A 13,954-nucleotide genomic window follows, 5' to 3' on the forward strand; every position below is an offset into this window, starting at 1 on the left:
GATTCTTCTTGATTCACAAGAAACAATTTAATATAATAGAACATAAGGAAGGATGGATTCCTTCCTTTTTGTTTTGGGGAAATTCCTAAAAACAATGGGGAAATTCCTAAAAACAATGGGGAAATACATAAAAAATAATATAAATATAAAAAAAACCGTAACGATTAGAAAATTAATTACGACTAATTTTATAAACGGGGAGGAGAAACTGATGGACTCCGTTTTTGATGAACTGTATAAAAAATATCATCATGACGTTTTTCAATTTTTATTTTATATGGTCAGCCATAAAGAAACAGCAGAGGATTTGATGCAGGAGGTTTATATACGCGTCTTAAAATCTTACGATCGTTTTGAAGGGAAAAGTGCAGAAAAGACGTGGCTTTTTAGTATTGCGCGAAATGTTGCGATCGACCATTTCCGCAAGCATAAAAACTGGAAAGACAGAATTATGGAGAAGTTTGATTGGTCAAAGCAGCAAATCAAAGCAGATGACTCGTTGCCAGAGGAATTGGCCATACTGTCTGAAGAAGTCCAACACCTATATAAAGTGTTGAAGGTATGTACACTTGACCAAAAAATGGTCATTATCCTTCGTTATATCCAAGAGCGCTCCATCATTGAAACAGCAGAAACTCTCGGCTGGACAGAGAGCAAGGTGAAAACAACCCAGCATCGTGCTCTGAAAGCATTAAAGAAGCATATGGAGGAATGGAGCAGAGAGGAGGAATACAATGAAAAAAAACAATTGGAGCGATGAGCAGCTGAAAAGCCTCTTAGGGCAATTTCCCTCTATTAAGGATGAACGAGATCCAAAAGTCATCTATCAAAGAATAGAGGCAGGCAAAACAAAATACAGGCCCCGCCGTCCTTGGCTAATGCCGGCGATGGCCTCCGTGTTTGCCCTTCTGCTTTGCATCGTTATAGGTGAAAGCTTTTTCCGTCCAAATAACAGCAATTATTCTTTAAGTGATTCTTCTAAAATGGAAAAAAGTGAATATATAGCGATTAGCGAAGACAGAGATTTAGAAAACTCATCGTCTTATCAGATGAAGGGGCAGGCTGATGAAATACAAAAACAGCAGACGAGTAACCCTTTAATAACGGAAGCTGTCTATCAGGAGGATGTCGGGAACAAGGAACTGCTCACATACCCAATTCCGGATAAAAATGTCCAGGTAGCAGTACCTGTCAGCATATTAGTGGATAATCCTGAAAACCTATCGAAATTTGACTTATATAAAAAGTACATGGATGTCATAAATGAAAATGCTTGGGGACTTGAAAATTATTATCCTTTCAACGGAAAGGTCGATTATGACACAGAAAATAAAACGGTCATTATTGACTTCTCGGATGATATTACCTCACTTGGTTCTTTCGGTTCTGATAACTTCCTGAACTCTATTGTGTATCAGCAGCTAGAATCTATCGGTGCAAAAAAAATGGAGTTCAAACAGAATGGACAAAACGGAGTAGTTGTCGGCAACCGTGAATTAACCGAAATGGATTATCAACCACTTGAAAACAGAGGATATTTCCTCTTATCTGATTCAAAAGATAATGATACTGCCCTTTATGTTCCGTGGGAAGCGCCATATCATGATATTGAGACAGCAATTAGTAATATGAGCAAGGATATTCCAGAATATGGGCTGTCTGCGTCTATTCCAGAAAATATCTCCTTTGATAAAATTATTAAGAATACGGAAGAAAATGAATTAGTGCTGCATTTTTCAAATGACAGCACCCTTGCCGAAGATAAACATACAGTAAGAGCAATTGAAACGATTTTGCTTACAGCGAAGGATTTTGAGTTTAAAACGGTTAAATTTGAAAATGCCAAGCTTGAACAAATAGGGAAATTCACAATGGATGAAGATATTAGCGTTCCTGTCGCGGCAAATAAAAAGGAAATAGCTGAATAAATAATTAATTAAAGCTCTAGCAAAATTGCTGGGGCTTTTTTTTGTACAGCTGTTAACCAAGAGAAAAAAAGGTGCATGGTTTTAGGGAACTTAATCCATACTAACATTTGAATTTGCCTAAAGAAAAGTAGGAAAATACTCGTATGTAAATGGTTGCTACTTTCTGAGCAGGATGACTATGTCAGTTCTAAGACTAAACATGTACTCATATGGTGAAAGAGAAACTTTCGAATTTAATAGTAAATTAGGTAAGCAAATCTTCTTAAATCAACTAAAATGCATAGACGAAAAGTTTGGCATTGACCCGGATTACGGGAAAAGGAGGATACGATGGGAGACTTTATCAGACGGCTGCTCATAGCTGCAATAATGCTTCTGTTTGTCAGCTTGTTGTTTTTAGGCGGCAAAGCTTCAGAGGCACAATCACCTTCACTGTCTGAACGAACAAAAGGATGGACTTGGCCAAGTGAAGGGATGATTTCAGATACCTTTAATACGAGAAATGGCGATCATAAGGGAATTGACATTGCAGGAGACTTAGGAGCTTCTGTTTATGCTGTAGACAAAGGATTAGTTGTAAAATCCTATTATTCCCAAAGCTATGGAAATGTGATTTTCATAAAGCACGAAAATGGGTTAGAAACAGTCTACGCTCATTTAAATGAACGACTAGTTGTGGAAAAACAAAAAGTGGAAATGGGAGATATAATCGGGAAAATGGGCAATACAGGAAGGTCTTCTGGAGTCCATTTGCACTTTGAAATTCACGAGAAAGAATGGACGGTAACAAAGGAGAATGCCATTAATCCAATACTCGCATTAGGAGATGCCGAAGTGGGACAGACAGTCGAGGCTGCAGCAAAGCCAGCAAGACAGGAAGCTGCTGAAGCCAAAAGAAAACAAGTGGAAAAGGATATGACGACAAAAGCTGAAAATGAGAAAAAAAGCGAAGCGGAAGAAAAAGAAAAAGCAACAAAAATCGAAAAGGCAAAACCAGAAACATTGGAAATTACTGTAGAAGAACCGGTTGACTATGATCCTGAGTTGGGGCAAGTTCCATATAAAAAAGCAATTTACTACATAAAAGAAAATGAAATAAGCAAAATTCTTGGAGAGCTTCCTGCGCTCCAAGCTCCTAAAAGCATAAGTATTCAGCAGTTCAATGAGGAGCAGCAGGGAAAGGTAAGAAATATTGGTGCACCTTTTACTACCTACTATGAGTAAGTATATACATAAAGTTTTTTGCTTATTTTAGTCCATTATATCTGTATATTACGCTTGTTTTTTTATCTTAGTAAACTTATCGCAATATGTGGTAAGCATTGTTCTTTTCAAAGTAGTATTTCTTATGTATAATGAAGAAGTAAAAAAAATATTGATCTATCTTCGGGGCAGGGTGAAATTCCCGACCGGCGGTGAGGAACATAGTTCTAAGTCCGCGAGCCTATTCGTTAGGCTGATTTGGTGTAAATCCAAAACCGACAGTAAAGTCTGGATGGGAGAAGATGGAGGTTCTGCAATCAATCGTTCGAAAAATAATAGTTAGAACGTTTGTTAAGTGTGCCTTTAAATGCTCCCTCAAGCTTAGATTGCTTGAGGTTTTTATTTGGCATGCATTAACAAAATTGCTGAATCTCTCTTCTTAGGCTGATGGATCCTAAAGGGAGAGAGTAGAAATGAATAGAAAAAAGATGAATGTAAGAAAATTTGTATTAATTGGGATGATGAGCAGCCTTTCCTTTGTGCTTATGCTTGTCCAATTCCCGCTACCGGTATTTCCGACCTTTTTAAAATTGGATTTCAGTGATTTACCGGCATTGATTACGGCGTTGATACTCGGTCCGGTTGCTGGGATATTAGTGGAACTAATTAAAAACATTCTAGACTATTTTGTAATGAGCAGTGAAACAGGGATTCCTGTAGGCCATATAGCGAATTTTATTGCTGGTACTGCCTTTATCCTTCCTGCATACTTTATTTATAATAAATTTAAATCAAAACAGGGTATGGTCGTGGGATTAATCTCAAGTGTACTTGTAATGAGTGTTGCTCTGAGTGTATTCAATTATTTTGTACTGCTTCCGGTTTATATGAAGCTAATGGCAATTGACCCAATGTCCTCTGCCGAAATGCGCGGCTATATAATCTCACTTATTTTGCCGTTTAACCTGGTAAAAGGCATTATTGTATCAGGATTATTTATGATCATATATGCGAAAATGAAAGTGTGGATTACCAAGCAGGCACAATATCGAAGAGTTGCATAAATAAAAAAGCAAAAAGAGAAAAAATCTCTTTTTGCTTTTTTTTATTCGTATTTTAATGCGTCGCCTTCGAACGGTTCGTCAGCTACTTTAATGGAATCTGTAGGGCAGCCTTCAAATGCATCAAGCATATCGTCAAGTAACACTTCAGGAACCTCTACTGTACCTTCGTTATCATCAAGCATCACGAATGCCAAACCTTCATCATCATAATCATAGATATCAGGAGCTGCAGCTCCACATGCACCACAAGCAATGCATGTATCTTTATCAACAATCGTATATTTTGCCATGAGTCGTAAAAACCTCCAGTATTCTTTGTTAAGTAATATGCATATATAAAAAACGCTACATCTTTACTATCCATTCCTTATTGTAAAACTGAATGTATAACTTTTCAATAAAAAAGACCAATATAAAGGAATAAAGTATTGTAATTATGCAAATCCTCCAGTAACCTCCTTCATATTGTCACCAAGTTTACCTCTCTGTGTTGTTTTCATGGTAAAATAAAAGCAAGAAAGTACATAATTCGACATGGACCATCGATTTATTTTTAAAAGGAGTTTACGTATATGACCTTTATCGAGGTAATCGTGTTATATTGTTTACAAAGAATAAAGGGAGAGAGAACCGTCTATTCTGTTCTTCACATCCTAAACGGCAAAAAATCAGCCCAAACAATTCAGGATATACATATATTTAAGCTAAAAGCCATATTTCAAACATTTCCGAGTTTGTCGAGAGCAAATTTCGACAGCATTATCCTCTCTTTGAATAAAAAAGCATGGATACATGCTGGTGAGTCAGCGCAAAGCTTTGTTATCCATCCTAAAAAAGAGGAATCTTTAAAGGAATTACTTATAGAATACCCTATTCCCGCCCATTTAAATGGCTGGAAATATCATCGAATCACTGTTGGATTCTGGGAGCGGCTTTCGCTCTCTATCCAAGTTGCATCACATTTAGCAAAAGGCAATAATCGGTATATGCCAGTTCAACGAAATATGGCTGTTCAAGCTTGGATGAAGCAAACATTGCAGGATTTTTCTACTGAAAGGCAAAAGCTAAATGAACATCTTTTTCAAGAATTGGCAAAATGCTTGGAAGATGAGGACATTTATCCTGAATATCTTATATGCAGGCTGACAGGAGCAGACCATATTGGGCTGACGCCAGAACAAGCCGCAGCAGATTTTGGGATAGATCTAAGCTATTATGATATGTCTTTTTTATCATTGCTGCATTTTATGCTCCAGAAGATTTTAGCTCAAGAAGGCAAGTTTCCAATATTGCGGAAAATGATACTAGATGATGATTCAGACTTTATCCTGACGAATTCAACTAAAGCCACCTATAAATTGATTCTTCAAGGCTATAGTCTTGAAGAAATCAGTAACATTCGCCGTTTGAAAATGAGTACGATTGAAGATCATATCGCAGAACTTGTTTTGAATATTCCTGATTTTTCCATAGAGGAATATGTAAGTAAAAGCAAAGTTGAAGAAATTACAAAAATTGCGAAAGACATTGCATCTAAGTCATTAAAACAAATTAAACAACAGCTTCCAGATGCGACATATTTTGAAATCAGGATTGTCCTTGCCAAATTAGGAGGTGGCATGAAGTGAATTTAGAAAGTAAGCTATATGAATTTTTTTCTTTATCTTCCTTTAGGCCAGGACAAAAGGAAGCAATAACTGCCCTTTTAGAACATAAGCATACATTAGCCATGCTTCCGACAGGTACTGGTAAATCATTGGTTTATCAGTTGCCAGGAAAATTACTGAAGGGAACTGTCATCATTATTTCTCCTTTACTGTCATTAATGCAGGATCAAGTAGAGCAAATGAAGATGAACGGAGAAAAAAGCGTTGTTGCTATTAATTCCTTTTTGACATGGCAAGAGCGAAATGAAGTATTTAAGCAAATACGCCAATATAAATTTGTTTTTATTTCCCCAGAAATGATTAGCTCTGAATTTATATTGAATATATTAAAAAAACTGGAAATAGGCTTATTTGTTATAGATGAAGCACATTGTATTTCGCAGTGGGGATATGATTTTAGGCCTGAATATCAAAACTTAGGTAATGTGCGGAATCAATTGGGTAATCCTTTAACATTGGCTTTAACGGCAACTGCTACTCCTAGTATAAGGGATGATATTAAGGCATCTTTATCATTAGTAGATGTGAAGGAAGTGATCTACAGTGTTGATAGACCCAATATTGCCTTAAAAGTGGAAATGCTTGCAGGAGGAGTAGAGAAAAAGAAAAGGCTGGAGGAATTAACTGTCGATTTGCAAGGTCCGGGCATTATTTATTTTTCAAGTAAAAAGCTGGCAGAGCAAATGGCCGCTGAATTGAAGCGGAAAAGCGGCAAGCGGATTAATGCCTATCATGGCGGTATGTCACAGGAAGACAGAATACTGATTCAGCAGCAGTTTTTAAATGGCCAGCTTGATATTGTTTGTGCAACGAGCGCCTTCGGTATGGGGATAAATAAGGATAATATCCGCTTTGTCATCCATTACCATTTTCCGACACAGGTCGAATCGTTTTTGCAGGAAATCGGAAGGGCTGGAAGGGATCGGAAGGAAAGCATCTCCATTCTTTTATACGTGCCTGGTGATGAAATGCTTGCATACCAGCTTATTGAAACAGAGCTGCCAAATGAGCTGCAGTTAAAGCAATTAAAAAGGTCTCTTCTGCAATACTCCACATACGAAGAATGGTCCAAAAAAGAACGAACCTTGATGTTGGGGCAATTTTCTGAAACACAATGGAGAATACTTGCGGCAAATGTTCAGCTAGAAGGGAAATTGGTCAAGGAGATTGTCGATAAGCTTGAAGATTTTGCCCAATATTGTGTAAGCAGGCTTGCGATAAAAAAACAAAGTATACAACATATGTTATCATGGGTCCATTTAAATTCATGCCGACGTGCCTTTCTAACAGGGTATTTCGAGGAGGCTGAGATTAGAATGAACCCCGTGTGCTGTGACAATTGTGGATTCAGTATAGCTAGCTTCTATTCAAAGGAAAAAACAAACAATGAAAGAAACAATGAGGTGGACAGCTGGAAAAAGCAGCTTGCCTTTATTTTAAATATGAAAAGTGGACCTGCTTATGAATAAGGAAAAATACTTTCATGTATTGAATCAGTTGACAGACAAAGAGCTTGTTAAGCACTTATATATTACCCAAATTATTTTAATTATCCTTTCAGCAGGATTAGGCATATTTGTATTTCGGATGGACGATTTTGGTTCCTTGCTAGCCTTTAAATGGACATATGTATTAGCAGGACTTAGTGTAGGTGCTGCAGTCGTTTTCATGGATATGATATTTATGAAATATATTCCTGGTAAATATCATGATGATGGTGGGTTAAATAAGCGGATATTTCGTCAAAGACACCCTCTGCATATCGCCGTAATTGCGGCGGTTGTTAGTGTAAGTGAGGAAATTTTATTTCGAGGCGTTATCCAAACCAATCTCGGGTTATTAGCAGCAAGTATAATCTTTGCAGTTGTTCACTATCGTTATTTATTTAATTGGTTTCTTTTTATAAACATTATTTTTATAAGTTTAATTATCGGTTGTGTATATTTATGGACAGGAAGTCTTTTAGCAACGATTATTATGCATTTTACGATTGATTTTGCTCTTGGCCTGCTGATCAGATACAAGGTTTTTGAGTAGATTTTTATATAAAAAGAAATTTGTTTAGAAAGAAGGGATGTTCATGACAAGAGAAGATCCTTATAGAGTGCAGGCGGATCGGCAAAAACAGCGGATAACTCGAGTGGAGAAACAAGAGGTAATTCCAACCGAAAAAAAAGAAAAAGAAGAACTGCCGCCTCGCAGGTCGGTGCATCATAAACAGAAAAAAAAGAAAAAGAAAAAGAAAAATCAAAAGTCAACAGCTATCACTGTTCTAGCTTTTTCGTTTATTGCCCTTCCAGTTATTTTACTCGGAATTCATGAAATAATGACTCGTCACACTGGGGATGCAATTGTTCCTGTTAGCGGCTCATCGACACAGTTTGAGCAAATAGGTGTCGAACAAAAGGAAAAAAAATCAGCGACAGTTGAAGATAAAGAAAAAACAGATGACTCTGCTGAAAACAGCTCAAAGCAAGCGGCTGATACAGAGGAACAAAAGTCGACCGACAAAGAGCAAAAAGCAGCGGAGGAGGCAAAGCAAAAGGCTAAAGCGGAAGCAGAGAAGGAAGCAGAGCAAAAGGCTAAAGCAGAAGCCGAAAAGGAAGCAGAGCAAAAGGCTAAAGAAGAAGCTGAAAAGGAAGCAGAGCAAAAAGCTAAAGCAGAAGCCGAGAAGAAGGCAGCAGCAGAAGCCGAGAAAAAGGCACAAGCAGAGGCTGAGAGAAAGGCAGCAGCAGAAGCCGAGAAAAAAGCACAAGCTGAAGCTGAAACAACGTATATTTACCATACAGTTGCTGCGAATGAAACATTATACCGGATTGCGATGAATTATTATAATTCTAAATCAGGGGTTGATATCATTAAACAGGCAAACCAATTAGCAAGTGATAATGTTATGGTAGGACAGGTGCTGAAAATTCCTCAGCAATAATGCTTCTAACTAGTCCTTCCCCTTCATATAGTTTAAGGGAAGGAGGCTTGTAACATGGAATTATCTATTATGAAGCTTGACAGCAATACGGATGAAACAACAAGAGAAATGCTGCAAAAACTTGTGGAGAAAAAAAGGAAATTTGATATGATCAAAACAAGACATTTGTTTGTTATGTGGCTGACAATAATAGTTGGATTTTTTTATGCATACTGGCTTTATAAGCATATTGCTGTCCCGTTTTCCCATTCCTTTGCGATAATGTTTTCGATATTTATTGCGAAAACTTTCAATCTATATGCGCTTTGTCTAATTGTTGGATCCTTTGGCTTTATGAATGTTCTTAAACAAAAAAAGGACAAGGCAGAGAAGGAATATCACGAATTGCGCTGTGAAATTATTGATAAAGCGAAGGACCTGTGGAAGAAGGAAGAGGAATGGAAAAGTCGCCATCATGTTTTTTATATGATGAAAAAAGAATATGATATAAACCTTTTTCATGAAACGAAATAAAAAAGAGACTAAACAAGCATTAGTCTCTTTTTGCGCATTCAAAAAACCTTTTTTCTGTCCCTGTCATCCTTAATAATTTCAACTGCTTCCCTAAAGCGTTGTGAATGAATAATTTCCCGCTCCCGCAAAAAACGGAGGCTGTCATTTAAATCTGGATCATCACTCATATTAATAATCCATTGATAGGTGGCACGAGCCTTTTCTTCTGCTGCAATATCCTCATATAAATCGGCAATTGGATCACCTTTTGCTTGAATATATGTAGCAGTCCAAGGATTGCCTGAAGCATCATGGTAAAATAACGCCTTTTCATGAGTAACATAATGACCGTCAAGTCCTGCTGCTTTTAATTGGTCTATAGTAGCATCTTTTGTGAGCTTATAAATCATTGTCGCAATCATTTCCAAATGGGCAAACTCCTCCGTACCGATATCTGTTAAAAGTCCGATTACTTTATCAGGTATTGTGTACCGCTGATTCAAATAGCGAAGTGCTGCCGCTAGCTCTCCATCTGCTCCGCCGTATTGTTCAATTAAAAATTTTGCAAGCATTGGATTGCAGGTGCTTACCTTAACAGGGTACTGCAATTTCTTTTCATATAGCCACATATCAATGCCTCCTTTATACTGTTAAACTTGCCAAGGCCAAGGTCCATCTTTCCAGTCCCATGGAGAGCCTGAATAGCTGTTCCCAAACTGGAGAAGTGGCCCATATTTACTTTCGTACAGCTCCTTGAATTTTGCTCTTTCTCCCACATAGTGATTGAATTGATTGATAGCATCCTGGTCGTTAGGATGTGTATCAAGATAAAGCGTTAATTCTACCAATACGAAATCTACAGCTTGAAGCTGTTCGAGCAGCTGGTGATATTCTTTCGGCAGCTGTTTCATTAAGTGTCACCTGCCTTTTTTTCATGTGGACCATAATAAGGATCGTAAAACGCCTTCCATAATGTTCCTGCTCTTAATGCCTCCATCGGTGAAAATTGTGGTAAATGTGGTGGTTGAAAGCCCATAAATAAATTGGGCGGTGTAGAATATACTTTAGTTTTTATTGGCGGGCAAGGATCATTTGGGCTTATATAGGGGTGGTATTTTCTGTAAAATTGACTCATGAAAAAAGCCCTCCTTTTTTTATTATCTTTAAAATAATATGAAGAAAATGCTAAATCATGCTTTCGATTTGTTGGTAAAAAAAAGATGCACATTATACAATAACAAAAGGATAAGATGAAAAAGTGTAAAGGGGGGATTGGATGTTGGCAATTATTAATGTTATAGTGGCAGTCATCCTGATAATCCTTGCAGGAATTGCATTAGTAATTAAGATGCATAAGAATGCATTGGAGGATCACATTAAATACGAAATGTTTTACTTTCCTAATTTTCCAAGGTCTTTCAAGGAGATTTCGTTGTTTTTTATTTCGGATATACATAGAAGAGAAGTTTCTTCGTCCATTGTAGAAGAGGCAAAGGGGATTGCAAAGTTTGTTATTATTGGCGGAGATTTGCTTGAAAAAGGGGTGAGCTTTGACACTGTCCGTAAAAATCTTCGTAAGCTGAAGGAAATAGGTCCCCTTTATTTTGTGTGGGGGAATAATGATTACGAAGCAGATGTAGACGAATTAAAGGAGCTGTTTAGAAGTGAAGATGTAACAGTCCTTGATAATAGATCTGTTTCTTTCACCTCTAATAAAGGGGAAAAATGGCATTTAGCAGGGACAGAGGATCGTTCCTTAGAATTAGATGACCTTGACTCAGCCCTTCAAGATATAAAAAAAGCAGAATTTAAGATTTTGATTAGCCATAATCCGAAAGTGATGGAAGACCTGAATGATGACCACAAAGTAACATTAGTGCTTAGCGGTCATACACATGGGGGACAAATACGAATTTTTGGCTTTGGACCATATGAAATTGGTGCTACTAAAGTAATTGGAAATACGACTATCCTTGTGAGCAATGGGTATGGAACTACCTCGATACCATTAAGACTTGGTGCGAAGCCAGAAACCCACATCATTAAAATTCAGCATACAAAAGATAAACGAATCTAAATGATGCAGACAAATCACCGTTTTCCTGCTTTTTTCATACGTTACAGTAAGAGTTTTTTCAGATAGAGCAGGAGGCATTGTCATGCGCTTAGAACGATTGAATCATAACAGAATTAAGATCTACCTGACATTTGATGATCTGTATGAACGTGGACTGACGAAAGATGATATATGGAAAGACTCGATAAAATGGCAATATTTTTTTCATGAAATGCTCGAAGAAGCCAATGATATGTTTGACCTTGAAATACATGGTTCTGTCGCAGTCGAGATTTTTTCCATGAAGGCACAAGGGATGGTTATGATCTTAACAATGAACGAGGAAGAGTCCCAAGACGAAGAGCTACTGGCAGAAGGTTTTTTGGAAATGCAGGTTACTGTTGAAGAGACTGTTGACATATTATATGAGTTTACGGAGCTGGAAAATGCCATTCAAGCAGCAAAGGTTCTGCAAAACGCCTGTTTCTCTGGGGGCACATTGTTTAGTATTGAAAATAAATACTATCTGTATTTTCCTGACATTGCTGCAGCGAAGGAAGCACAAGCAGCAGCAATCCTCGGTGAATTTGGTGAAGCAAGCATTAAAAGCATCTATATTATAGAAGAATATGGACGTACTATATTAAAAAACGATGCGATTGAAATGTTGAACCAATATTTCAAATGAATGATGATATCGTTAGTAGATAAATTTATATATTCTTAAGATTTCTATTTTTACTCTTTCTTGGTCGCTTTTCGCCTTGGAAGAGTTTTTTTATGGAAAAAGAACGAAAATGCTCAAAAAATGTCCTGCAAAAAAATTGAAAACAGTTAACTTCATCGTTGGTAAATTCGAGGAAAAATGATAAGATAATGATAAAGAATTATATCTTAATTCTTTATAGCTGTGTCAAGCAAATCTCTTTAAGAACAGGAAAATAGAATGTGCCATAAAAAGTGTGGAAGATAGGGACAAAGTTGTATCTTTTGAATATATTATAAAGGAGAGCATACTATAAAACATCTTTCCATAGTGGCAAAGGCATTTTGTACAATTGACTCTGTTGTACATGCATAGATTTACCGTGTTTGCGGTTAACCTATACTTTATGCAAAAAGACAGAGACAATCATTTATAAAAAAAATAGCAGCAGTAATTTTCTCTAAAAAATGCTCCAAAAAAGTACATACTATATTAAGCATGTATTTGTATGTAGACGAATAGTAATGCTAGTCTTTAATGAGAAATTTGACCGTAAAAATGATAAATTTAAATTAACTTTGCAGTTTTTTAGGAGGATTCATTAAATGGTAGCCAAAAAGTCTAATGAAAAGAAGATTGTTGAAGAGCAACACGATGTATTAAAATCAACACAAACGATCATTCATAAGGCATTGAATAAGCTAGGTTATTCTGATGAGGTGTATGAACTACTGAAGGAACCGATTCGCATGATGACAGTGAAGATACCTGTAAGGATGGACGATGGCAGTGTAAAGATATTCACTGGCTACCGGGCACAGCATAATGATGCAGTTGGCCCAACAAAGGGAGGAATTAGATTTCACCCGCAAGTTACAGAAACAGAGGTGAAAGCCCTTTCTATCTGGATGAGTTTAAAATGTGGAATTGTTGACCTACCATATGGTGGCGGTAAAGGCGGAATTGTCTGTGATCCACGAGACATGTCCTTCCGTGAACTAGAAAGGCTTAGCAGAGGTTATGTAAGAGCAATTAGTCAAATAGTTGGCCCAACAAAAGACATTCCAGCACCTGATGTATTTACAAATTCACAAATAATGGCTTGGATGATGGACGAGTATAGCAGGATTGATGAATTTAACTCTCCTGGCTTTATTACAGGAAAACCTCTCGTTTTAGGCGGTTCACATGGAAGAGAAACGGCAACCGCTAAAGGGGTAACCATCTGTATACGTGAAGCGGCTAAGAGAAAAGGCATTGATATTGTGGGTGCAAGAGTTGTTGTCCAAGGCTTTGGGAATGCAGGTAGCTTCTTGGCAAAATTCATGCATGATGCTGGGGCAAAAGTAATTGGTATTTCGGATGCATACGGCGCATTACATGATCCGAATGGATTGGATATTGATTATCTTCTTGACAGAAGGGACAGTTTTGGAACAGTAACTAATTTATTTAATAATACCATTACAAACCAAGAGCTGTTGGAGTTGGATTGTGATATTTTAGTTCCTGCTGCAATTGAAAATCAAATTACCGAAAAAAATGCTCATAATATAAAAGCGAGTATTGTTGTTGAGGCAGCAAATGGACCAACAACTTTAGAAGCAACAACAATCTTAACAGATAAAGGTATCCTTCTTGTGCCAGATGTCTTGGCTTCTGCCGGCGGTGTAACTGTATCTTATTTCGAATGGGTGCAAAACAACCAAGGTTTTTACTGGACAGAGGAAGAAGTAGAAGAAAAGCTTGAAAAAGTAATGAGCAAGTCTTTTGAGAATATTTATGATACGGCTCAAATTCGCAGGGTGGATATGAGATTGGCCGCTTATATGGTCGGGGTAAGGAAAATGGCGGAAGCATCAAGATTCCGTGGTTGGATTTAAGTTAGGATAACAAACTATTGTATAAT

The 13,954-nt window shown here is 37.2% G+C and carries 16 protein-coding genes and 1 riboswitch; of the genes, 12 read left to right on the top strand and 4 right to left on the bottom strand.

Features of this window, described 5'->3' with window-relative positions; genetic code table 11:
- The first annotated feature begins 211 nt into the window (after nucleotides 1-211).
- The 4 genes from sigX to EM808_RS07640 all read left to right on the top strand — a co-directional run bounded on the left by sigX (nucleotide 212) and on the right by EM808_RS07640 (nucleotide 4,195).
- On the top strand, nucleotides 212-760 hold the full coding sequence (sigX, locus tag EM808_RS07625) for an RNA polymerase sigma factor SigX (RefSeq protein WP_127737581.1): 549 nt from the start codon (nucleotides 212-214) through the stop codon (nucleotides 758-760).
- Complete coding sequence (locus tag EM808_RS07630) at nucleotides 735-1,928, top strand: hypothetical protein (protein ID WP_127737582.1); 1,194 nt, start codon at nucleotides 735-737, stop codon at nucleotides 1,926-1,928. Before sigX ends, EM808_RS07630 begins: the two co-directional genes overlap by 26 nt.
- A 330-nt stretch (nucleotides 1,929-2,258) precedes the next feature.
- Nucleotides 2,259-3,152, top strand: coding sequence for a M23 family metallopeptidase (locus EM808_RS07635; RefSeq protein WP_127737583.1), 894 nt, complete (start codon nucleotides 2,259-2,261; stop codon nucleotides 3,150-3,152).
- A gap of 154 nt (nucleotides 3,153-3,306) precedes the next feature.
- Nucleotides 3,307-3,439: riboswitch (FMN riboswitch) on the top strand.
- A 165-nt stretch (nucleotides 3,440-3,604) separates the two neighbouring features.
- Nucleotides 3,605-4,195 carry an ECF transporter S component gene (locus EM808_RS07640; RefSeq protein WP_127737584.1) on the top strand — a complete coding sequence of 197 codons (591 nt, stop codon included), beginning with the start codon at nucleotides 3,605-3,607 and terminating at the stop codon, nucleotides 4,193-4,195.
- Between the two features lie 41 nt (nucleotides 4,196-4,236).
- On the opposite strand, the gene EM808_RS07645 is transcribed toward EM808_RS07640, so the two are convergent.
- Nucleotides 4,237-4,485 carry a ferredoxin gene (locus EM808_RS07645; RefSeq protein ID WP_127737585.1) on the bottom strand — a complete coding sequence of 83 codons (249 nt, stop codon included), beginning with the start codon at nucleotides 4,483-4,485 and terminating at the stop codon, nucleotides 4,237-4,239.
- 282 nt (nucleotides 4,486-4,767) lie between these two features.
- On the opposite strand from EM808_RS07645, the gene EM808_RS07650 reads away from it, so the two are divergent.
- Genes EM808_RS07650 through EM808_RS07670 form a run of 5 tightly spaced genes read left to right on the top strand, consistent with a single transcriptional unit; the run spans nucleotide 4,768 to nucleotide 9,304 of the window.
- The gene (locus tag EM808_RS07650; RefSeq protein ID WP_127737586.1) at nucleotides 4,768-5,823 is read left to right on the top strand and encodes a YpbB family protein; all 1,056 of its coding nucleotides are present in this window, start codon (nucleotides 4,768-4,770) and stop codon (nucleotides 5,821-5,823) included.
- Nucleotides 5,820-7,331, top strand: coding sequence for a RecQ family ATP-dependent DNA helicase (locus EM808_RS07655; protein WP_127737587.1), 1,512 nt, complete (start codon nucleotides 5,820-5,822; stop codon nucleotides 7,329-7,331). Before EM808_RS07650 ends, EM808_RS07655 begins: the two co-directional genes overlap by 4 nt.
- Complete coding sequence (locus tag EM808_RS07660) at nucleotides 7,324-7,899, top strand: CPBP family intramembrane glutamic endopeptidase (protein ID WP_127737588.1); 576 nt, start codon at nucleotides 7,324-7,326, stop codon at nucleotides 7,897-7,899. Before EM808_RS07655 ends, EM808_RS07660 begins: the two co-directional genes overlap by 8 nt.
- Nucleotides 7,900-7,942: 43 nt before the next feature.
- Entirely contained in the window at nucleotides 7,943-8,791 is an 849-nt protein-coding gene (locus EM808_RS07665) for a LysM peptidoglycan-binding domain-containing protein (RefSeq protein ID WP_127737589.1), read from the top strand.
- Nucleotides 8,792-8,845: 54 nt separating this feature from the next.
- The gene (locus EM808_RS07670) at nucleotides 8,846-9,304 is read left to right on the top strand and encodes a YpbF family protein (RefSeq protein WP_127737590.1); all 459 of its coding nucleotides are present in this window, start codon (nucleotides 8,846-8,848) and stop codon (nucleotides 9,302-9,304) included.
- Nucleotides 9,305-9,342: 38 nt separating this feature from the next.
- Here the strand turns inward: EM808_RS07670 and EM808_RS07675 are convergent, their stop codons facing one another.
- From EM808_RS07675 to EM808_RS07685, 3 genes are read right to left on the bottom strand one after another with little or no spacing between them, the layout of a single operon-like run.
- Complete coding sequence (locus tag EM808_RS07675) at nucleotides 9,343-9,912, bottom strand: manganese catalase family protein (protein WP_127737591.1); 570 nt, start codon at nucleotides 9,910-9,912, stop codon at nucleotides 9,343-9,345.
- 21 nt (nucleotides 9,913-9,933) lie between these two features.
- Nucleotides 9,934-10,194 carry a spore coat protein CotJB gene (locus EM808_RS07680; RefSeq protein WP_127737592.1) on the bottom strand — a complete coding sequence of 87 codons (261 nt, stop codon included), beginning with the start codon at nucleotides 10,192-10,194 and terminating at the stop codon, nucleotides 9,934-9,936.
- The gene (locus EM808_RS07685) at nucleotides 10,194-10,418 is read right to left on the bottom strand and encodes a spore coat associated protein CotJA (protein ID WP_127737593.1); all 225 of its coding nucleotides are present in this window, start codon (nucleotides 10,416-10,418) and stop codon (nucleotides 10,194-10,196) included. Before EM808_RS07685 ends, EM808_RS07680 begins: the two co-directional genes overlap by 1 nt.
- Before the next feature lie 141 nt (nucleotides 10,419-10,559).
- On the opposite strand from EM808_RS07685, the gene EM808_RS07690 reads away from it, so the two are divergent.
- The 3 genes from EM808_RS07690 to EM808_RS07700 all read left to right on the top strand — a co-directional run bounded on the left by EM808_RS07690 (nucleotide 10,560) and on the right by EM808_RS07700 (nucleotide 13,928).
- Complete coding sequence (locus EM808_RS07690) at nucleotides 10,560-11,360, top strand: metallophosphoesterase (protein WP_225314674.1); 801 nt, start codon at nucleotides 10,560-10,562, stop codon at nucleotides 11,358-11,360.
- A gap of 82 nt (nucleotides 11,361-11,442) precedes the next feature.
- On the top strand, nucleotides 11,443-12,027 hold the full coding sequence (locus tag EM808_RS07695) for a genetic competence negative regulator (protein ID WP_127737594.1): 585 nt from the start codon (nucleotides 11,443-11,445) through the stop codon (nucleotides 12,025-12,027).
- Nucleotides 12,028-12,650: 623 nt separating this feature from the next.
- Nucleotides 12,651-13,928: a Glu/Leu/Phe/Val family dehydrogenase gene (locus EM808_RS07700; RefSeq protein ID WP_127737595.1), complete on the top strand. Its 1,278-nt coding sequence runs from the start codon at nucleotides 12,651-12,653 to the stop codon at nucleotides 13,926-13,928.
- Nucleotides 13,929-13,954 lie beyond the last annotated feature (26 nt).

Source organism: Niallia taxi (assembly GCF_004005475.1).
Taxonomy (GTDB): Bacteria; Bacillota; Bacilli; order Bacillales; family Cytobacillaceae; genus Niallia; species Niallia taxi.